General features: G+C 56.7%; 19 protein-coding genes. 9 read left to right on the forward strand and 10 right to left on the reverse strand.

Translation table 11 applies throughout. The features are described 5' to 3' along the window. Nucleotides 1-7 precede the first annotated feature (7 nt). Nucleotides 8-1867 (reverse strand): DUF4153 domain-containing protein, encoded by a 1860-nt coding sequence (locus B2952_RS05520; protein ID WP_290734085.1) that lies wholly within the window; start codon nucleotides 1865-1867, stop codon nucleotides 8-10. A gap of 75 nt (nucleotides 1868-1942) precedes the next feature. Here B2952_RS05520 and B2952_RS05525 point away from each other — a divergent pair, with 75 nt between their 5' ends. Then, nucleotides 1943-3070: a metallophosphoesterase gene (locus B2952_RS05525; protein WP_290734087.1), complete on the forward strand. Its 1128-nt coding sequence runs from the start codon at nucleotides 1943-1945 to the stop codon at nucleotides 3068-3070. A 37-nt stretch (nucleotides 3071-3107) separates the two neighbouring features. Next, on the forward strand, nucleotides 3108-4133 hold the full coding sequence (locus B2952_RS05530) for an FISUMP domain-containing protein (RefSeq protein WP_290734089.1): 1026 nt from the start codon (nucleotides 3108-3110) through the stop codon (nucleotides 4131-4133). A 26-nt stretch (nucleotides 4134-4159) separates the two neighbouring features. Here B2952_RS05530 and B2952_RS05535 read toward each other — a convergent pair whose 3' ends face one another. Next, nucleotides 4160-5371: a glycosyltransferase gene (locus B2952_RS05535; protein ID WP_290734091.1), complete on the reverse strand. Its 1212-nt coding sequence runs from the start codon at nucleotides 5369-5371 to the stop codon at nucleotides 4160-4162. A 1-nt stretch (nucleotide 5372) separates the two neighbouring features. After that, entirely contained in the window at nucleotides 5373-5885 is a 513-nt protein-coding gene (locus B2952_RS05540; RefSeq protein ID WP_290734093.1) for a hypothetical protein, read from the reverse strand. A 30-nt stretch (nucleotides 5886-5915) separates the two neighbouring features. Between B2952_RS05540 and B2952_RS05545 the strand changes: the two genes are divergently transcribed. Both B2952_RS05545 and B2952_RS05550 read left to right on the forward strand, forming a co-directional pair. Then, the gene (locus B2952_RS05545; protein ID WP_290734095.1) at nucleotides 5916-7787 is read left to right on the forward strand and encodes a DUF4954 family protein; all 1872 of its coding nucleotides are present in this window, start codon (nucleotides 5916-5918) and stop codon (nucleotides 7785-7787) included. Between the two features lie 7 nt (nucleotides 7788-7794). Then, nucleotides 7795-8343 (forward strand): M48 family metalloprotease, encoded by a 549-nt coding sequence (locus B2952_RS05550; RefSeq protein WP_290726466.1) that lies wholly within the window; start codon nucleotides 7795-7797, stop codon nucleotides 8341-8343. A 40-nt stretch (nucleotides 8344-8383) separates the two neighbouring features. Here B2952_RS05550 and B2952_RS05555 read toward each other — a convergent pair whose 3' ends face one another. Continuing rightward, nucleotides 8384-9193 carry a hypothetical protein gene (locus tag B2952_RS05555; RefSeq protein WP_290734097.1) on the reverse strand — a complete coding sequence of 270 codons (810 nt, stop codon included), beginning with the start codon at nucleotides 9191-9193 and terminating at the stop codon, nucleotides 8384-8386. Between the two features lie 31 nt (nucleotides 9194-9224). Continuing rightward, on the reverse strand, nucleotides 9225-10586 hold the full coding sequence (locus B2952_RS05560) for a sodium:solute symporter family protein (protein WP_290734099.1): 1362 nt from the start codon (nucleotides 10584-10586) through the stop codon (nucleotides 9225-9227). Nucleotides 10587-10682: 96 nt separating this feature from the next. Here B2952_RS05560 and B2952_RS05565 point away from each other — a divergent pair, with 96 nt between their 5' ends. Beyond that, nucleotides 10683-11663 carry a hypothetical protein gene (locus tag B2952_RS05565; protein ID WP_290734101.1) on the forward strand — a complete coding sequence of 327 codons (981 nt, stop codon included), beginning with the start codon at nucleotides 10683-10685 and terminating at the stop codon, nucleotides 11661-11663. Between the two features lie 56 nt (nucleotides 11664-11719). On the opposite strand, the gene B2952_RS05570 is transcribed toward B2952_RS05565, so the two are convergent. The 3 genes from B2952_RS05570 to B2952_RS05580 are packed head-to-tail and all read right to left on the reverse strand — an operon-like array spanning nucleotide 11720 to nucleotide 13791. Further along, nucleotides 11720-12559, reverse strand: a complete 840-nt coding sequence (locus tag B2952_RS05570) for an MBL fold metallo-hydrolase (protein ID WP_290734103.1) — start codon at nucleotides 12557-12559, stop codon at nucleotides 11720-11722. Nucleotides 12560-12572: 13 nt separating this feature from the next. Then, nucleotides 12573-13217: a hypothetical protein gene (locus B2952_RS05575; protein ID WP_290734105.1), complete on the reverse strand. Its 645-nt coding sequence runs from the start codon at nucleotides 13215-13217 to the stop codon at nucleotides 12573-12575. A 16-nt stretch (nucleotides 13218-13233) separates the two neighbouring features. Next, nucleotides 13234-13791: a flavin reductase family protein gene (locus B2952_RS05580; protein ID WP_290734107.1), complete on the reverse strand. Its 558-nt coding sequence runs from the start codon at nucleotides 13789-13791 to the stop codon at nucleotides 13234-13236. An 88-nt stretch (nucleotides 13792-13879) separates the two neighbouring features. Between B2952_RS05580 and B2952_RS05585 the strand changes: the two genes are divergently transcribed. The 3 genes from B2952_RS05585 to B2952_RS05595 all read left to right on the forward strand — a co-directional run bounded on the left by B2952_RS05585 (nucleotide 13880) and on the right by B2952_RS05595 (nucleotide 15733). Next, nucleotides 13880-14440 (forward strand): LemA family protein, encoded by a 561-nt coding sequence (locus tag B2952_RS05585; RefSeq protein WP_072811537.1) that lies wholly within the window; start codon nucleotides 13880-13882, stop codon nucleotides 14438-14440. A gap of 9 nt (nucleotides 14441-14449) precedes the next feature. Further along, nucleotides 14450-15472, forward strand: coding sequence for a M48 family metallopeptidase (locus B2952_RS05590; protein ID WP_290734109.1), 1023 nt, complete (start codon nucleotides 14450-14452; stop codon nucleotides 15470-15472). 105 nt (nucleotides 15473-15577) lie between these two features. Then, on the forward strand, nucleotides 15578-15733 hold the full coding sequence (locus tag B2952_RS05595) for a hypothetical protein (RefSeq protein ID WP_173366476.1): 156 nt from the start codon (nucleotides 15578-15580) through the stop codon (nucleotides 15731-15733). Between the two features lie 8 nt (nucleotides 15734-15741). Here B2952_RS05595 and B2952_RS05600 read toward each other — a convergent pair whose 3' ends face one another. Both B2952_RS05600 and B2952_RS05605 read right to left on the reverse strand, forming a co-directional pair. Beyond that, a complete protein-coding gene (locus B2952_RS05600; protein WP_290734111.1) occupies nucleotides 15742-16650 on the reverse strand; it encodes a GDSL-type esterase/lipase family protein in 909 nt (302 codons plus the stop codon). 152 nt (nucleotides 16651-16802) lie between these two features. Beyond that, nucleotides 16803-18278 carry a glycosyl hydrolase family 5 gene (locus B2952_RS05605; RefSeq protein WP_173366474.1) on the reverse strand — a complete coding sequence of 492 codons (1476 nt, stop codon included), beginning with the start codon at nucleotides 18276-18278 and terminating at the stop codon, nucleotides 16803-16805. Nucleotides 18279-18828: 550 nt separating this feature from the next. On the opposite strand from B2952_RS05605, the gene B2952_RS05610 reads away from it, so the two are divergent. Next, on the forward strand, nucleotides 18829-19363 hold a 535-nt coding region (locus B2952_RS05610), incomplete at its 3' end, for a GTP-binding protein (RefSeq protein ID WP_290781527.1).

The following is a 19363-nucleotide window of genomic DNA, read 5'->3' on the forward strand; positions in this document are numbered from 1 at the left end:
GCGTCAACTATTCCGTAAACAATATTCCCTTAATTCGTAGCGTCCTGCTGCGTTTCGATTCTTCTTCCGCGTGCAGGTAGCTTATTGCGATTGCAGCCCCGTCGGTCTTGATTTGCCTTGTGGAGTCCTGCTTGAGCGCTTGCCTGTCGATGGTGAAGCTGTAGACGGTCCTGGTTGCGCTTTCGCCTGCCGGGCCTGCGGTGCTGTCGGGGCATGCGTCACTCTCGTCGCTGTTGCAACTGCAGCCACTGTCTTCTTTCAGCGAAATCCGGAAGGTGAGCGTGTCGCCCGCGAATTCGAATTCGTCGTTGTTGAAGTAATGGTCTATGGCGACGGCGCCCTTTGTGCCGGGAGGCACCTGGAGCATCGCCTTGTCGGGGTACTCTATGCTGACCTCGAACTGGTCGAACAGTTCTTCGCCGGTGCTGTCCGAACCCTCCCCGCAACACACGTTTTCGGTGAAGTCGTTGGTGAATGCATAGTCGTATCCTGTGATGGGGAGATATCCGGTGAATTCCGGGTTGTGTGCTTCGGCAAGCTCGAGCATTCGCGAAACAAGTAGCTTCGAGTTTTCGTCGTCTTTTTTCCGCAGGTCGATAACGAATTTCCGGGCGTCATCCTTGCTGAGCGGGAACTCCGTGTAGCCCGCTTCGGCAAGGGCTCCCCTGATGCTCCTCATCCAGATGTCGTTCGAGATTTTCGATGCCCTTAGCGGGCTGTCGGTGACGATGAACAGCAGTGCGCAGAAGACGATGGCGATGTAGCGCGACTTGCACTTGATTTTGTCGACGAGGAAGACCGCGATGATGACGTAGAAGTATATATTGATGGTCACGGCGAAGATGCGTTCCATCGAGATGCCGTAGTCGCTGATTCTGCGGATAAGGCCGACGGACATCATGGCCACGAGGGGGATGCATGCGGCGGGGAAAACCTTGAGGAGTTTCTTTTCGAAGGTGCTGCCGGGGGCGAGTCGCGTGGGGTACAGGATGGTGACGAGCGCGAGCATGTACAGCATGAATCCCGAAACGAAGTACGATACCATTCCTTGCGGCATGTCCCACAGCACGACGAACTTGACGATGTAGGCGTAGAATAGGAGTATGGCGAGCGAAAGCACCGGCACGAAGAGGAACCGGATGGTGCTTGTCGCGAACTTGTTCAGCGTGGGTGTTTCGCTGTGGCATTCCTCGATGGAAGGGATGCCGCTGAAGTAGAGTATGGGGAAGACGGTGCTCGCGCAGAAGTAGAAAATGTAGAAATACACCTTCTCATCGAATTCATGTTCGAAAAGTGCACCAGAACAGAAGACGAGCGCTTCTACGGATGCGAGCAGGAGCGTTGCGATGAGCGCGCCGACAACCAGCGCCTTGAGGTTCCTGAACAGGAAAATCCAGAATGCGTTTTCGTCTTTATTTTTCCAGAACGGCGCGATGAACAGGGCGAGCGTGGCGGTCACGTACACGACAAGAACGGTGCTGAATATGAATTCGGCGCTGAAAAAATTGAAGTCTTTTTGCTGTTCGTTGAAAACGCAAAAGAAAAGCCATCCTGAGAGGATGAACCAGGCGATGTTTGCGACAATCTGGGGAACCTTGCTGCTTGTTTTGAGGGATTCCTGGACGAGCGAGGTCGTGAGGGAAATGAGCATCGCCGCTACGGGAAAGGTGCCCAGCCACAATATGAACTGGAGGAGCATGTGTTCGATGTAGGAATTGTCCCTGGAAAAGTCCGTGATGATTCCTGTGAGCTCTGTGCAGGCGACGTATGCGAAGAATGTGAAGAAGGCGAGCGCCGATGCGACGGGGAACCGCCTGAACGCGCTCGAAATCTGGCTCGGGTATTTCTTGAAAGCGTCAAGTACCATGATTTTCCTCTTTGAACTCCCTACACGGTTAAAAAGATACAAAAACATGAAAACAAAAAATTTAATTTTTTTCCCATGGTCTTTTTCCTTTTGCTTCTGTTGTCGGGACTTGTCCTGATTTGTATCAACGTGAGTCCGGTCCTGCCGGGCAGGAGGGGCAAGCTGCTTGCGCTCGGCGTGCTTGTCTCGATTTTTGCAGGCATGTCGGCGCGGGGCACGTTTGTCGGAAGTCTCGCTGTAGCGTTCCTTTCGGTGTGGCTATGCCAGGCGCTGCTGCTTTATATACCCTGGGGTGTATTCAGGGGAGTGCGAAGGGTTGTGACGCGTCGTGCACTTGACGGGCACGCGGTGATGCTCGCTAGCCGCGGTCTGCTCGTGGCGACAGTCGCGATGACGCTTGGGCTGTGCGCCTACGGTGTCCCACACAATGCGAAATACGTTTTGCATGAGACTACGGTGAATCTGCCTGCCGGCGGCTTTACGGCGGTGTTCTTCAGCGATATCCACGTGGATCCGCTATTCGACCGTGCAAAGCTCGAGCGCATGATTGCCGATGTGGATTCCATCGCTCCCGACTACCTGCTGTTCGGTGGCGACCTCGCCGATGTGCCGTCTGCGACTCTCGACGAGTGGGGCTACGATACTTTGTTCAAGAAACTCACGGCGGGGGCGAAAGTCGCTGCGGTAGCGGTGAACGGGAACCACGAAGGAATGCAGGAGTTTCCCGGTTCGAATCCCAACGACTGGATGCGCAAGGTGGGCTTTGTCGTGCTGGACGATTCCTCGGCGTGTATCGGGCAGGCGTGTTTCACGGGGCGTATCGATTTTCAGGTGGCGCGTGGCCGTGGCGTGGAGCGTAGGCCGCTTGCAGAGCTTGTGCCTGTCGAGGTTCCGGCCGATTCCGGTAGCGTGCAAACCGTGCGGCCGTGGATCCTGCTTGACCACCAGCCCAAGGGAATCGAGTCCGGATATTCGGGACGTCTTCCGGATTTCGCGCTTTCGGGGCACACGCACAACGGACAGTTTTTCCCGGGTAATTTCGTCATCAATCTCGTGTGGCGCCTTGCCTATGGCGAGGGCGTGCTCGATGGCGTCCGCTGGCTCGTGAGCGCGGGTGTCGATTGCTGGGGTCCGCCGGTGCGCGTAGGGACCGACGCCGACATGTGGATAATCCGTTTCGAAGCGGAAGGGAATAATTTATAACTTTAAAGAGGTTTTTCCGGTTTACTGAGGGATAAAAATGAAAAGAATATTCTTGATGATGGGTGCGTGCCTTGCTTTGACCCTTACGGCGTGCGAGGATACTGAAAATGAGGGCAAGAAAGCCTTGTCCGAATCTCTAAAGAAGGCTGCCGCGGCCTTGGATGCTTCTATGGCGGAGCAGTACAAGACTGTCGATATCGCGGGGCAGACCTGGATGGCCGAGAACCTCAATATCGAGACGGCGAACAGCTACTGCAACCAGCCGGATAATTGCAAGGTGAGCGGTCGTCTCTACACCTGGGATGCCGCACAGACGGTATGCCCTGCGGGTTGGCACCTGCCCAGCGAAAGCGAGGCTAGGGCCATGCTTGCAGGAGTTTCCGACTTCAGGACTGCATTCAATGCGAAGGCGACCGGTTTTAGGAAGGACAATGGCGAATTCCTGTTCGGGGACCTGTACGAATACTTCTGGACCAGCGACGGGAAGAAGGACAAGGCTTCCTACTGGTATTGGATTGCGAAGGATAACAGCGTCAAGTGGTTGAAGGGCATGAAAAGTTCCGCCCTTTCTGTACGCTGCGTGAAGGGCGACGCTCCGTCGGCCCCGCCGGCCCCGCAGATGGCCAATGTCGCCGGAAAGAATTGGATGACCCGCATGTTGCAGAAGTCGAACGGTTCGTACGTCTATAGTCAGGAAGAGGCGTTGAAGGCCTGCCCGTCAGGATGGCGCCTGCCGACCCCGAAGGATTACAGGAACCTGCTGAATTCTCTTTCGGGTAAGAAATGCCAAAAGGATGCGTGCTCGTGGAAAAACGCGTATCCCGCCTTGAAAGCGAATGGTTTTGACCTGAAGAGCATCGCCTATACGGAAGCGACTATGCTTGGAGAAGACGTTCAGCATGGAATCATTGTATGGGCCAACTTTGGTTGCGAAGACGGGGTCTGTTATGAGTACAGGGCTTTGAACGTACAAGGGAACGACGTTTTGCTTTCCGGATGTTCTAGTGATGGCGCCGGCTGTTACGGTGCGCGTGAAGCGGGCGTCCTCTGTATCCAGAAATAGATGGATTCGCGCCCTGATCTGGGCATCTAGCGCTTGCGGATAATTTTCTTGTAGGAATCAATCTGCCGTTCGACAATCTTGTCCCAGCTGAAGCATTCGGCGATGCGCTTCTGTGCGCCCGCGAGCAGCTGCTTCACGAGTTCGGGCTCGGCGGCGAGGCGCCGGTAGGCGCCGGCGAGGGCTTCCGGGTCTTTTTCGGGGACGAGTATGCCCGAAACGCCGTCCACGACCACGTCGGGGATGCCGCCCACGTTGCTTGCGACGACGGGAAGCCCGAGCTCCATCGCCTCGATGAGCACGACGCCGAGCCCTTCGGTGTCGCCCTTGCTGTCGACGATGGCGGGGAGCGTGAATACGTTCGCGGTCCTGTATTCGTTCGCGAGTTCTTCGGGCGAAAGCTTCCCGGTAAAGATGATTTCTGCTGCGTCTGCGATTTCCGCGGCCTGCGCTTTTAGTTTATCCGTAATGTCGCCGACTCCCACGATGCGGATTTCGAACTGGTCGCGCGGTAGGTGCTTTGCCGCTTCGATGAGGTAGCAGATTCCCTTGCGTTCGATGTGGCGGCCCACGAAGAGTATCTTGAATTTGCCGTTTACCGGGTGTGGTACGATTGCCGATGTCCCGCCATTGCCTGCGGAAGTTGATCCGGATTCGAGCGTCGTCCCGTAGGGGCTCCATTCCACGTCTACGTTCCGGAGCGCCTTGATTTTGCCTGCGGTAAAGCTCGAGTTGGCGAATACGGCTTGCGCCTGCCCGATGGCAAATTTCAGGAGCGGCTTCACCCATTTCTTTTTGCGGATGAGCAGGAGTTCCGCCCCGTGGAAGTTGAGTACGAGCGGTATTTTGAACAACTTAGCGGCGCCGAGCGCGATGTAGGCATGCGGGAACGGCCAGTGCGCATGTATCACGTCCGGCCTGAACTTGCGGCAGATGCCGATGCACTTGAAGAACCCGCTGATGATGTAGGGGATGGCGAGCAGCTGGAGCCACGGCTTGCTTGCCATCTTGGAAGGGGCCCCTTCTTCGTGCGTGAGGATTTCCCAGCTTGCGGGCGCGTAGCGGAAGCGGTTTACTTTCACGCCATCGATTTCGTGGGTCCTGAGTCCCTTGTATGCAGGTGCGAGAACCTGGATGCCGAGTCCCGCCTTCTTGAGGTGCGCAATGGAGGTCCGTAGCCAGGGAACCTCGGCGTCTTCGTGAAAACGCGGATAGACGGAACCGATGACGAGGACTTTCATTTTAGATTGCGGCTGCCGGTTCTGCGCTGCCGGCTCCGGGTGTCACGAGTTCTTGCGATACGGATTCGATGGCTTTCAGGTCTTGCGCATCGTTGATGCATGCGGGGTAGACGATGGGGCGCACGGTCGCCGAGATGAGGCTTGCTGCCGAGTTGAATCCCATGCTGGCCGCGGTCTGCAGGATTCTGCCCCTCACGCGGATCCAGCCCTCGATCTTGGAGTCGAGCAGCAGCATGCCGAGTCCGGCCTCGTTCTCGAGGAACCCGATGATGTCGCTTCCGCGGTTGTTCTTGTTCAGGGCGGTGAGGAACACTTCCCAGAACTGGATGTTCGCACTTTCGTCCTGGAGGATCTTGCGTATGGCCTCGAAGTCGAATTCGAGGTAGACGAAGGAACTTTGGTCCTCGTCGCTGCGGATAATTTCTTCCTGGCAGCGTCTTTCGAATATTTCTTCCGTGTAGATAGAAATATTAAAGTGGTGCTTTCTAATCAGTTTGAAGAGTTCTTGCTTCATCGCTCCTCAAAATTAGTCTATTTTTTGGGTATGCAACGATTGCTCAAACTCAAAAAAGTGCTGAAGAACAGCGTATTGGCTTCCCTGGCTGAAGGCTTCAAGGCGGCCAAGGCCACGGGTGGAAAGTTTCGCCCCCTGAATGCCGACGAGATTGCCGCATTGGAAAAGAACGGCAACCGTTGCGAGGACTGGAATCGCATCCTCGTCGAACCGAATTTTACTCCCGACCGCATCCACAACTCCGTGTTCATGGGCGATGTCCGCCTGCCTGCCTTTTATGGGACCCTCCTCCTGCCGGGCGACGTGTCTTTCCCGACGGGGATATATGACAGTCTCGTCCACAACTGCATTGTCGAGAACGCGCTCGTGTGCAAGGTGGCGATGCTTTCGAACGTGCTGGTCCGCAGCAGTGCCGTGGTGCACAACGTGGGTTCGCTGGTGAGCAGCGGCAAGATTAACTACATGATCGGCTCGACCGTCACGGTGGGTAACGAGATGGGTGCGCGCCAGGTGCGCGTGTTCCCCGACATCACGACAGATCTTGTGGACGTGCAGCTGTTCCACAAGGGTGAACCCGATGTCGAAGCCGCGTTCGACGAGCAACTGCGGCAGTTCCGCGAGGAGACCGCGCTTCCGTTCGCCGTGGTGGGGAAGGGTGCCGTGGTGAGCAATACGAACATCGTTCGCAACAGCTGGATCGGCGCGCATGCGCGTATCGAGGGCGCCTCGAAGGTGCGCAATTCCGTCATCCTCAGTTCGCTCGAGGAATCGACGCACGTGTACGATTCCGTGATTCTTGAAAATTCGAATTTGCAGATGGGCGTGAAGGTGCATACCGGTGCCGAGGTGCAGGGCAGCGTGCTCATGGGCCGCGTGAAGGTGGGGAGCAAGGCAATCGTAAAGTCGTCGATTGTTGCGCCCTGCTGCCATATTGAGGAAGGCGAGGTCAACAGCTCGTACATGGGCCCGCTCACGCAGATGCACCACCATTCGCTTTTGATTGCGGCGCTTTGGCCCGAAGGTTGCGGCAATATCGGCTACGGTGCAAATGTGGGCAGCAACCATACCGGCCGCATGCCCGACCAGGAAGTGATGCCCGGCCAGGGAATGTTCTTTGGCCTCGGCGTGAATGTCAAGTTCCCGGCGAACTACCGCGAGTCCCCGTTCACGATTGTCGCAAGCGGAGTGACGACGCTTCCGCAGCGTCTCAAGTTCCCGTTCTCGCTGATCCGTCCGGGCGACCCGCAGCTCATGGGAGTTCCTGCACGCCTGAACGAGATTGTTCCCGGCTGGAACTATTCGCGCAATGCCTACGCGCTCGACCGCAACCTCTACAAGTATTCCTCGCGTGGCAAGGGGCTCGTGCCTTGCTCGTTCTTCGGCATATTCAGCGTGGAGACGGTGCGTCAGGTTTTTGATGCCCGCAGCCGCCTGCAGGTGGAACAGGTGCGCGACGTGTACACGCAGGAACATATCGACGGGCTTGGCGAAAACTTCATGCGCGAACGTGTGCGCCAGAGTGCGATTGCCGCGTACGAGGAATACTTGGAACGCTACATCCTCGACCAGATGATTTTGCTTGTGGAAAGCGACCCGGCTTTTAAATTGCAGTCTCCCCGCGAAATCCGCAAGCTCCTGACGGGAGACCTGAACAAGGAAATTTCGAGGATGGTCCGCATGCCCGAAACGCTGGACGAATTGGTCAAGCGTTTCCGCCAGCTCGAAAAGGACTGGTTCGAGAACGTGTTCCACGGCCTTGACCGCGACAACGAACGCGGCCGCAAGATTTTCGATGACTACGACAGCGCGCACCCTGTAGACAAGGGATTCCTGGAGTGGGAACGTACCCGTTTCGAGGAATCCGTGAAGCGGCTCAACAACGTCCTCAAGAATATCGACTAGGTGCCGCTTGCTGCTCTACGCATTACTTTGTATTGAAATTGTCGCACGCGTCGTTCTCGAAGTGCGCGAGTGCAGGCTGACGGGTTGCCGGTTCGGCTTTTTTGCCGTGTTGCGCCTGCTCCCGCTCGTGAACGATATCGTGCCCCTGCCCGAGAGCCGCGCGGAGGTGCCGCAATCGCGGTTTGTGAATTTTCACGAGGAAGCGCACAGGGCCCTGCATCATGCGGTCCTCCGTAACCTGGTGAAGATTGTTTTTTTGATGTGCGCCGTATGGTTCCTCGCGTCACTCCTGGTGCGCATGCAGATGCCGATTTGGCAGGCGATCCTGTGGCTGCATCTAGCGGCTATCCCGTTCCGCACTTTTTTCCATTACTACTGCTGGAACCAGGAATGCGAAGCTGACAGGTATGCGCTTTCCAAGACCGACCGCAAGATGGCGAAGGCGGCCATGCGCGACCTCTCGCTGTGTGAAATTCCCCGCACGCTGCTGTTTGCGCTAATCTACAGGGAACACCCGCCGGTGGCATTGCGCCGCAAGCGCCTCCTGAACAAGTAGGACAAGGATTTCGAAGCCTGAATTTTCCGCGTGTTGGCCGCTAGAACGTCCAGAGCGAAACTCCCGCCATCAGGGACCAGTTCCCGCCGTTGAAATCTACGAGCAGGTTCGTGATTCCGAGCTGGAATTCTATCGTGTCCGAATACCAGTACGATATGAGGAAGTTGTTCGTGAACACGTACGGGGTCGCGAAGCTGATTTCCGGAATCGGGTCGTTGATGACGATGGACTTGTTAGGCCTGTAGACGTTGCCGTTGTAGCTGAGCGTCACGCTCTTGATGAACAGGCTTGCATAGGCACCCGCGCCGTATTGGAACACGAGCTTGTCGTTGTTATTGGTGTTCTCTATTTTTTCGAGGCTTTCGTCCTCTGTTTTTTCGTAGGCATGGTAGTTGAAGGATTCGTAGGTGAACCTCTGGAACGATTGCACGCCGAGCTCGAAATACTTCGTGTTGATTCCGAAACCGGTGGAGGCGTAGATGCCGTGATAGATTCCGAACCCGATGTTCATGGTAAAGAGCTTGCCCTTGACAAACTTGTCGATGGATCCCCACACGGGGAGATACTTTATCTTGTAGCGCGCATCGACCTCGACACTGTCCCAGTCGCCTTTATTGTAGACGCTGTCGAGCCCGATTTTTTCGGATGCCCCGATGGCGACACCGCCGCGCAGGCGCGACCCGATGGTGTTTTCGGGGAGGTGGCGGCTGATTCCCTGCATGCTCGGGCCGGGGTAGATGTCGATGGTTGCCGATTCCGCATATTCCATCTTGGTGCTCGCGCAGGCGCTCAGAGCGATTGCCGCACTTGTGACGGACAGAATCATCAGAAGCTTTTTCAAAAATCCCATGTTGGAAAGATACTTTTTTTGTCCGGTCCGTTTATTTCTTGATGCGCCCGATGGCAAGGAATGCTGCATTTACGATGAAAGCGGCGATCATCAGGAAGTCGCCCGTGTGCGTGCCGAGCGTACCGGGCAGAGGAGGGCAGAGCTTGCCTGCGAGTGCGAGCGCGCCGCCCGCGACGATTGCCGCGGCGACGAACTTCGGTTTTGCCTTGAGCCCGAGAAGCCCCCACAGCACGGGGACGGTGAAGGCGCCCGCGTAGACGGCAAGTGCAAGCAACAGCGTGCCGATGATGTCGGTGAACACGAGCGCGAGCAGCAGGGCCACGATGCCGTTCAGGAAAATGATGATGCGCGCCTTGAGGAGCGCCTTGTTTGCAGACCCTGCGGCGGCTTGCGGTTCGCCGCCTATATTGAACAGTCTGCAGATGATGACCGAGCTGCTCAGCAATGTGGTGTCGGCGCTGCTGAGCACTACGCTCAGGAGCGCAAGTGCCACCAGCGGGACGAGCGGCGGTGGCAAGACTGCATTCGCAATGGCCGTGATTCGGGCTCCCTGTATATCACCGAGGCTTGTGCCGAATAGAGCGAGGATCCCGATGACGAATGCGACGGGGATGAGCACGCAGGCGGCAACCGCTATGGCCTTTTTCGCGCTATGTACGTCCTTCGCGCAGAACACGCGGCTGAAGATGTCGGGGCCGGCCGTGTACGTTGTTCCGTAGGTGAGGATGAGCAGGAAGAGGTCGAAGGGCGAAAAACCTTCGTTGAACGGGAAAGGAAGGTCTCTACTCGGGAGCACGCCCGCATCGCCCGCGCCGTTAACGAGCGCGAAGCCCGCGACAAGCACGAGCCCCGCGACAATCAGGCATGCCTGGAAAAAGTCCGTGCGCAAAATCGAAAGCTGCCCGCCCGCGAGCGTGTAGCCCGTGAACACTGCTGCCGATACGATTGCGGCCGTGGTGTATTCCATCGGGGTGAACGTCATCAGGAGTTTCGCCGCCGCGATAATCTGCGCCGCGACGATTCCTGTCCATGCAATGGGAATCACGATGGAGGCGACAGTCCGCGGCCCCTTTCCGTACAGATTCTCCACCAGGTCGGGGAGCGTGTATTTCCCGTGCTTGTAGGCGCGTGCTGCAAACGGGATGAGCGCGAATAGCCCGATCGCTCCCGTAAGCATGAACCAGCTCGCGGCAGCGCCGAGTTTCATCCCGGAATCGATGGCGCCGATAACGGCCGATCCGCCGAGAATCGTTGCTACCAGGCTCCCGGCGACCGCCAATGCGGAGGCACCCTTGCGGGCAACGAAAAAGTCGGGAATGTCCTTGACCTTGCGCGCGCTGCGGGCCGCAATAAGCACGAGGATGACGAGGTAGATGACGAGGGCGGTGGTCATGTCGCAGGCAAAGATAGATTTTTGCTTCGGCGCCTTGCCCCTGTCGATTGTTCTACGATTTCCATTTTTTGTATATTCTTCGCCATAGAGGTTTATATGTTGCGACTTTATAGTTCCTTCGTTTCCGTTATAGCTATTCTCGCATTATGTTCCGTTCCGTCTTTCGCCTTCGATGTGAGCGTCAAGGCGAACGTCGATAACGCCCAAGTGTTCGTGGGTGACATGTTCAATTACGAAATCCAGGTCACGGCGCCGGAGAATGCCATCGTGGATTTGCCTAGCTTTGTCGGGAACCTTGGCAGCTTCGAAGTCAAGGAGATGAAGAACGAGAAGGTGACCGAGGGCATGCCCAAGGGCACCGCGAAGTTCGTATGGCTCGCGACGCTCAACACCTTCGTGAGCGGTGACTTCTTGATTGCGCCGCAGCAGGTGAACGCCGTGGTGGGTAGCGATACCGTGAAGGTGAATACCGACCCGGTGGCCGTGAAGGTTTCCATGCGCACTACGGGCGAGGAGACGGATATCCTGGAAGCGGAAGACCCGCTCGATGACCCGCGCCTGCCGCAGTGGCTCTACATCGTGCTGATTGTATTGGGTGTGGTGCTGCTCGTGTTCCTCGGGTGGTTCCTGCACAAGAAATTCGCGAAGAAGGGCGAGGCTCCGCGACTCCCGCCGTACGAGGAGGCGGTACTCGCTCTCAAGGAACTTCGCCAGAAGAACTACCTCGCCGAAGGCAACCAGGGCGACTACTTCATGGCGCTCGGGTTCATTGCCCGCCGTTACATCGAACGCCGTTTCGACGTGGATATCCTGGATGCGACCGTCGCCGAGCTCAAACAGCGCATGTCGCATGTTGCGGGCCTCCCGCAGGCCTACAAGGAATCGGTCGTGACGCTCGCCGTCGAGACCGAGCCGGTCAAGTTCGCGAAGATGAAGCTCGAGGGCGAACGCTGCCGCTTCTGGGATGAATGGGCCGATAAGCTACTCGAAGATACCAAGCCTACGCCGGAAGAGGAACAGGCCAAGAAGGAAGAGCTCAAAGCTGCTGTGGACGCCGTTCGCGCTCAGCGCAAGTAGGGCAATCCGGAAAGCGCAGCGAAAAAATAGCGCGCCATGCCGGGCATCCGCCGCTCCTAAATCTCTACCGTCATTCCGGTGTGCATTTGCTCTGCACGCTCGCCGAGAACTTCCCGCAATATTCCGTAGGCGCGGTCGCCGGTGCAGTGCCCTGTGTAAATCTTCTGCACGTCGAGTTCGCGTAGCCTTTCGGCGAAGGCGCGCACGCGTGCATCCGGGTAACGGAAAAGATGTAACCCGCCGAGCAGCGCGTAAATCCTTTTCCCTGGGAAGGCGGTTTCGATTTCTTTCACGATATTGTCGGCGCCCGCGTGACTGCAGCTGTTCATGACGAATAGCCCCTGCGGGGTATCGAATACCAGGCTCTGCTCGTGCGCGAAACTGTCGTAGCGGTATTTGCCGTTTTCTTTCACGCTCAGGTGCGCCATCTCGCCGATGCGTTCGAGCCCCGTGGTAGAATGCGGCACGAGCGTTATTCCCGGCGCAATTTCGGCATTGCCTTCCGCATAGCGGATGCGGCCCGCGAATCGCTCGAGCCATCCTTTGTGAATGCCGATGTATTCGTGGTAGCTAAATCGCCCAAAAAGCTTGTGCGTGTGGTAGCAGTTTTCGCCTGCGCCCTTCCGCAGGTAGAAGGGTGCGGTCTTATTGAGCGCAAAGAATTTCGCCATGCCGTTTGCATGGTCGTAATGCGCGTGGCTCAGCACGCCGATATCCACCTGCGAGAGGTCGATGCCCATCACTTTCGCGTTTTTTGCAAACAGGTGCGATGCGCCCGTGTCGAGCAGCACCTTGTGGCCGTCATATTCCACGTACACGGAAAGTCCCCACTCGCCAAAAAGCTTGCGCGGGCCGCACATTCCCGCGATGTTATCGATGAGAATCTGGACCTTCATTGCCGTTTGCGCCCTATTCGCAGTCGAGGCAGGTCCATTCCACCGTGCCCGAGCCGTAGTTGTTGAAGCGGGCGCGCGTGTAGCTCTCGATGTCGATGAGGAACCCGACCTTGCCCGCATTCTTGGTGCAGCAACCGTCACAGTCGCTGTCGGCGCACATGTCGTAGACGACGGCGTCGATGGTGTAGCCGTTCTTGCGCAGCCTGAATGTCTTGAGCTTGTAGATGTCCCAGTCCTTCTCGTGGATGGCGATGATGTTGTGCTCGCTGACCCATTCCTCTGTCTGCTGGTCTTCGAGACCTGCGAACCAGCCCGCCCACGTACATCCGTTGTAGTCCTCGCATTCCTCGCTGCCGGGCTCCGGCCACGAGGTGTACCACGTGAGGTTTGCCTTGTTCCATACGGTATCGCCAGGAACCGCTGCCGCCGAGGAGCTCGATGCGAGCAAGGCCGCGTTGCTGGATTCCGGAACGGGCCCGCTTTCGCTGGATTCCGGCAGAAGCGCGTCGCTCGATTCGATGGCTGCGCTGGAACTTTCCGGTGTGGGGGAACTGCTGGAACTGTCGTCACCGCAGGCGGCGAACATGCCCGCGAGCAAGCCCGCAAGCGCGAAACCCGTAAAAGCGGCAGGGTTCATGCCGTGCAGAAACTTCTTCACAAGCACTCCCGCCTCCTTAAAGCGTCTTCCCGTCGCTGAAGGCGTTCCCGACGCGGCGTTCCATCACGTAGTAGCCGTGGCCTGCGGAATCGTAGCAAACAGGCGCGAGTTTTTCTACGGAAAGCTTGCCGTCGGCGTCCAGCACGGATTCGTCGGCGGTCACGTTCACGATTTCGCCGAGCAGGAGTTCCGAATCGTCGTCGTAGCTCACCATCTTGCATTCGAGCGCGAGCGGGAGTTCCGCGATGAGCGGGGCGTCAACCTTATCGCTCCTGACCGCGGTGAGTCCCGACTTTGCGAACTTGTCGGCAACCTTGTTCCCGCTGGTTATGCCCAGGTAGTCGATGGCCTTGATGTCTTTCGCGGTCGCCATGCTCACGGTGAATGCCTTGCGGGCCTTGATGTTCGGCACGGTCTTGTGCGATGCAGCCACGTAGATGGCCACCTGGTTCGAGTCGCTCACCGAGCCCCATGCGGCGACCATCGCGTTCGGCGAGCCGTCTTCGTTGTAGGTGCCGATGACGAGCGTGGGTTGCGGGTACAGGTAGGTTTTTACTCCGAGATCTTTGCGCATTTGAAAACTCCTTTTTTTTACAAGATATAAAACTATCTGCGAAAAAATTATATACTTTTTTCTTAAAACGATTTTCAAAGGAGTTCTTATGACTATCGGAATTGTCATCGCCGTTGTCGTGGTCATTCTCGTCGTGTGTTTCATCTCCATGTACAATGGCCTGGTGAAGCTCCGCAACAACCGCGAGAATGCCTTCGCGAATATTGATGTGCAGCTCAAGCAGCGCTTTGACCTGGTGCCGCAACTCGTGAATACCGTGAAGGGCTATGCCACCCACGAGAAGGAAACTCTCGATAAGGTGACATCCGCCCGTGCCGCCGCGATGGGTGCCACCACGGTCGACGAGAAGGTTGCCGCCGACAAGGCCCTTACCGGTGCGCTTGCCGGGCTCCGCGTCTCCCTCGAGGCATACCCGGAACTCAAGGCGAACCAGAATTTCTTGCAGTTGCAGACGGAGCTTTCCGATATCGAGAACAAGCTCTCTGCCGCACGCCGCTTCTTCAACTCCGCTACCCGCGAGTTCAACAATGCCTGCGAGGTGTTCCCGAGCAATATCATCGCTGGTATGTTCAACTTCAGGCGCGCTCCCATGTACGAGGCGTCCGAAGGCCGCGAGACCCTCAACAAGGCTCCCGAGGTGAAGTTCTAGTCTTCGTAAATGAAATACGTCGGTATCCAGACCCAGATTTGGCGGAATAACCGCAATACGGTTATCCTGCTTTTCATGTTCCCGCTGCTCCTCTTGGGAATGGTCTTTGCGACCATCATGGCGCTCGACTGGTTCGGGTTTTTCTGCTGGAACGGCGTTTGCCTGGAGGGCCTGCCGGCGACAGAGTTTCACTGGGATGTCATCTGGCAGTATTTCCTCGATGCGGTGCCGTACACGCTTGCGATGACGGGAACGTGGTTTGTTATCGCGTATTTCACGAACACCTTCATTATCCGGCATGCGACGCATGCGCGCCCGCTGGAACGCAAGGAGAACGTGCGCGTCTACAACATCGTGGAAAACCTCTGCATCGCGGGTGGCATCGAGATGCCGCGAATAAACATCGTCGAGGATTCGAGCCTCAACGCGTTTGCGAGCGGTATCGATATAAAGTCGTATACCATCACGCTGACCACGGGCATCATAGACAAGCTGGACGATGCGGAACTCTCGGCGGTCGTGGGGCACGAGCTCACGCACATCAAGAATCGCGATACGCGCCTGATGGTGGTGTGCATTGTTTTCGTGGGCATTTTCTCGATGCTCATGAATGTCTCCCTGCGGCTCCTGAGCAGTGCCATGCGCGCCCCGCGTAGCAGGAGTAGTCGCAAGAATGGCGGGGGAGGCATTATTATCGTTTTGCTTGTCGTCCTGGTGTGGTCGGTTATAGGCTATTTTTTCAGCACCATGACGCGCCTTGCCATCTCGCGCAAGCGTGAGTACGTCGCCGATGCGGGTGGCGCCGAACTTTGTGGCGACCCGCTCGCGCTCGCTTCTGCCCTAAGGAAGATTTCTGCGGATCCGGGCCTTGCCGATGTAAAACGCGACGATATCGCGCAGCTCTACGTGATTCACCCGGACGAGGAATTCGACAACGAGATGGGCCTCAAGGGTCTCGTCGCGAAGGCGAACATATTGTTCTGCACGCACCCCGACACTCCGGAGCGCATCAAGCTTCTGGAACAGTTCTAGTGCTGCTGTCGGGATGGCTAAAAAATTTTTTGGGTTATCTCTAAAATTGTCATTTTCTGACACATAATAAATGTATCTTTCTTTGTGTGAAAAGAGAGGTTCATTATGTTTAAAGAAAAAAAGTTGACCGATGGTATTTTCCGTGTCGCACTGATTGCGCTTGCGTCGTTCGTCTTCATTGCCGCGAATGTCGCTTTCGAGAGTGCGATTTTCGGCATCCTCGCGAGCGCATTCTACGTGTACGAGGTCGCCCGCATCTGACCCGGGGCTTAGCGCTTCTTGACTTGCCTTATCGCGGGTGTGAACCGCTTCGGTTTGGCATTTAGCTTTCGGCCCTGCACGTCGAACCGGCAGGCATCTTGCTGTTCCAAACCCTGCGCATCTTGCCCCGCGAAATCGCGCGCATCCTGTTCCCGAGAACTGCCGGCACTCCGCACGAATCCCTTCCCGCGAATAGCCGTTGTGGAATCGCTTGTCTCGGGCACCTTCAAGATGCCTTCCTTTATAATCCTCGCGAGTTCTTTCGCGCCGGTCGCGTTCGGGTGTACGCTGTCGGCGAGGAACCATTCGGGCGTATTGAATTGCGAATGCAGGTCGATAATCTCCACGCCCTTCCGCGTCGCGACTGCCTGGATGATGGGGTTTATCTGGTTCACGATCGCTGTGTCCATGATTCCCCAGCCGCAGTTGTTGGAATAGGGCTGCAGCGTGGCGTAGACCTTCGGGCTTGCCGGCAGGTGCATGAAGGTGTCGAGGAGGGCCTCGTAATCCTTGTACAGCTGTTCTTTTTCGTATTGCCCGTAATTGTAGTTGTAGGTGGGCTGCCCGTTCTCGATGCAGTTGTTCGTGAAGAACTTGCTGTCGTTTGTCCCGAGCTCGATGACGACAATTTCGGGGTTGAATTCGAGGGCAGCCTTGAACTTGTCGGTGTTCCAGTAGCTCATGTTGTCGCTTGGGCCCTTGTTCGCGAACGTCATGGAAGAAACGCCGAAGTTCTGCACCTTGTAGCTATCGCCCAGCATCTCTTGCAGTTGGAATGGGTAGTCTTCTTGCCAGCCGAGCCCGTAGCCCGCGGTGATGCTGTTGCCTACGCACGCCACGCGCGTCTGCGCCATTGTCGTCCCGGCGAAAACTGTTGCCGCGACAACGGCGAGCGTCAATCCTCTAGATATTCCCATACACGAATCTCCTGTACAAAAATTACATCAAAAAGCCGCCCGCGTAACGTCTCCCGCAAAAAATTACCATATCGCCGGTGCGCTATATACAACAGGGGCTCCGCGCATGCGGAACCCGAATTGGTTGTGGGCGCTTTTGCGAACGCTCTATATTAGTACTTGTTCTTCAGCACTTCGGGGCATTCCACTTCGACGTAGTTGTGCATCGGGTTTCCTGCCGCATGCATCCATCCGGCGAGGAAGAGGCAGCCTTCTTTGGCCTGGCTGTCGTTGCTGAATACGCTGTTGCACTTGTCGGTCAGGCACTTCACGTACTTCGTGGCGTTGTACTTGGATTCCTTTTCGCAATCGGAGAGGAGTCCGCCGTACTGTTCGCCCTGGCCTCCCCAGCCCATGCCGTTGCAGCCGTTGAACATGCCGACGCCGCCGCCCGGGATCATGATGTCGAACTGGCCCTGCTGAACGTCGCCACCGATGTTTGTCGTCATGATGATGAGCTTTTTGCCCTTGATGGCTTCGGTGTTCATGTCGCCCTTCGTGCCGTTGCCGTTCTCGATGTACTTGCCCTTTCCGGTAAAGGTCAGCTGGTAGCACTTGCCGCAGGAACCGCCGTCGCTTGCGGGGACTGCCGCGAAGGCGAAGGCCATCTCGTCGCAGCCGTCAACGGTGAAGGGGATCTGGCTTGTGCAGGCCATCATCTGTCCGCCGCTGCAGATACTCTGGGCGCCCCAGTCGGTGCTTTCGGTCTTGCCCTTGTTGGTGCACTGCCTGGAATGATAGGAGGTATTCTGCGACACGGAGCAGTGGGGCTTGCAGCAGTCCCAGTAGCGAGTCGCCCAGCCGGAACCGGTCCTGCCGCCGTTCTTCACCTGGATATTCGGGCATCCGGCGGGCTTGCTGGAGGAACTGCTCTTTACGGAGCTGCTGGAGGACTTTGCACTGCTCGAGGAGGATTTCGCGCTGCTCGACGACTGCACGGAACTGGAAGAGGCTACGCTGCTCGAGGAGGGCGGAAGCGCGGAACTCGACTCGATGATGGGTGCTTCGCTGGAACTGGACACGATGACGGGATCGGGCTGTTTCGTGAACTTGTCTCCCGGGTTCAGGACCGGGAGGGCTCCGATGTCGCCGCCGGCCGTAAGCACCGTGACGCCGTCCAGGGAGATGATGTTCATGGTGGCGAGATCCAGGTTTGCGATATAGTTGCCGTCCGGGTCGGTGACTACGCAAGAGGTGGCGCCTTCGGCGGCGGGGTAGATGAGGTAGTCGCCGGTGTTGTCGATCAGGTGCCAGACGGGGCCCGCGATGGTGTAGATCGTCGTGTTCTTTTCGAGCTTGGCGAGCGTGGCGACATCGACATTGCCGGAAATGGGCGTCCCCTGCAGGTCGGAAATCACGCCGATGGAGGTTCCTTCGAGAAAGCTGATTGTGCCGATGAGGTCGCCCTGCGCGTTCGTCACGCGTCCGTCAGGGTAAATAATATAGTCGGCATCCGTCTGCAGGAGCCAGGCTTCCGAGGTGACTAGGTATTCTGGCTGCTTGGGGCCGGAAGGGGGTTCGTCGGAGCAGTTCCAGGCAAGTGTGAGGGCGCCGGCCAGCATGAGGGACTTAAAAATTAGATTCTTCATGGGTTTTCCTTTCTTATCCCTATTCCACACCGAGACAAAAAATAGTTTATGTGACCGAATAATGCTTGTAAAAAATGGAGTAACAACAATTTAGGCGTTCCTGCATTGTTCTCGTTCGCAATGCTCGGGCTGGAATGTAAACTGAATGTAAAATTATTTATTGTAAAAATAAAATTACAAAAATAGTGCTTGCCTGCGTTGCGGGCTTTGCGGTTCTTGCCACAATGGTGAATTGTTTGTTGATAAGTTGAAGGTATCCTTTGTTTAAAAACATTGAAACTTTGAAATTCGGCGAATTTCGCCACTTTCGAAACGGGCTCCTGATGACTCCGCTTTTCGGTTCGCGAAAGCCGCGCGGGCTGTTGATAACTCCCTCTTTTTTGTGATTTTCGCAAAAAATCAAAGAAAAAAACTTGCAAAATTATTGGCATTTACTAAATTTGTGGCTCAATTTCGGAGAGTACCGCTTCCTATGCTTTCCGATGTAACGGAAGTCATTGGGACTTCTTGACTTGAAGCGATAAACCTTCTGCTGAAGAAGAGGAATAAAATGGCAAAAGAACATTTTGACAGAAGCAAGCCGCACTGCAACATCGGCACCATCGGCCACGTTGACCACGGCAAGACCACTCTGACCGCCGCAATCTGCACGACCCTCGCAGCCCGCGGCCTCGCCGCCGCCAAGCGTTTCGACGAAATCGACAACGCTCCCGAAGAAAAGGCCCGCGGCATCACGATCAACACTTCGCACGTGGAATACACCACTGCCAACCGCCACTACGCCCACGTCGACTGCCCGGGGCACGCCGACTACGTGAAGAACATGGTGACCGGTGCTGCCCAGATGGACGGTGCCATCCTCGTCGTTGCCGCCACTGACGGCCCGATGCCCCAGACCCGCGAACACATCCTCCTCGCCCACCAGGTGGGCGTGCCGAAGATTGTCGTGTTCATGAACAAGGTCGACATGGTCGACGACGCCGAGATCCTCGACCTCGTCGAGATGGAAGTCCGCGAACTCCTCTCCAAGTACGACTTCGACGGCGACAACACGCCGATCATCCGCGGTTCCGCCCTCAAGGCCC

Source organism: Fibrobacter sp. UBA7003, assembly GCA_002449765.1.
Lineage (GTDB): Bacteria > Fibrobacterota > Fibrobacteria > Fibrobacterales > Fibrobacteraceae > Fibrobacter.

Bases quoted from the DNA above. Each gene is read 5' to 3' on its own strand.
- B2952_RS05580 (WP_290734107.1), bottom strand. From the start codon at position 13,791: ATGCGCAAAGATCTCGGAGTAAAAACCTACCTGTACCCGCAACCCACG.
- B2952_RS05605 (WP_173366474.1), bottom strand. From the start codon at position 18,278: ATGAAGAATCTAATTTTTAAGTCCCTCATGCTGGCCGGCGCCCTCACA.
- B2952_RS05535 (WP_290734091.1), bottom strand. From the start codon at position 5,371: ATGAAAGTCCTCGTCATCGGTTCCGTCTATCCGCGTTTTCACGAAGAC.
- B2952_RS05585 (WP_072811537.1), top strand. From the start codon at position 13,880: ATGACTATCGGAATTGTCATCGCCGTTGTCGTGGTCATTCTCGTCGTG.
- B2952_RS05555 (WP_290734097.1), bottom strand. From the start codon at position 9,193: ATGGGATTTTTGAAAAAGCTTCTGATGATTCTGTCCGTCACAAGTGCG.
- B2952_RS05525 (WP_290734087.1), top strand. From the start codon at position 1,943: ATGGTCTTTTTCCTTTTGCTTCTGTTGTCGGGACTTGTCCTGATTTGT.
- B2952_RS05590 (WP_290734109.1), top strand. From the start codon at position 14,450: ATGAAATACGTCGGTATCCAGACCCAGATTTGGCGGAATAACCGCAAT.
- B2952_RS05565 (WP_290734101.1), top strand. From the start codon at position 10,683: ATGTTGCGACTTTATAGTTCCTTCGTTTCCGTTATAGCTATTCTCGCA.
- B2952_RS05560 (WP_290734099.1), bottom strand. From the start codon at position 10,586: ATGACCACCGCCCTCGTCATCTACCTCGTCATCCTCGTGCTTATTGCG.
- B2952_RS05595 (WP_173366476.1), top strand. From the start codon at position 15,578: ATGTTTAAAGAAAAAAAGTTGACCGATGGTATTTTCCGTGTCGCACTG.
- B2952_RS05600 (WP_290734111.1), bottom strand. From the start codon at position 16,650: ATGGGAATATCTAGAGGATTGACGCTCGCCGTTGTCGCGGCAACAGTT.
- B2952_RS05540 (WP_290734093.1), bottom strand. From the start codon at position 5,885: ATGAAGCAAGAACTCTTCAAACTGATTAGAAAGCACCACTTTAATATT.
- B2952_RS05570 (WP_290734103.1), bottom strand. From the start codon at position 12,559: ATGAAGGTCCAGATTCTCATCGATAACATCGCGGGAATGTGCGGCCCG.
- B2952_RS05530 (WP_290734089.1), top strand. From the start codon at position 3,108: ATGAAAAGAATATTCTTGATGATGGGTGCGTGCCTTGCTTTGACCCTT.
- B2952_RS05545 (WP_290734095.1), top strand. From the start codon at position 5,916: ATGCAACGATTGCTCAAACTCAAAAAAGTGCTGAAGAACAGCGTATTG.
- B2952_RS05520 (WP_290734085.1), bottom strand. From the start codon at position 1,867: ATGGTACTTGACGCTTTCAAGAAATACCCGAGCCAGATTTCGAGCGCG.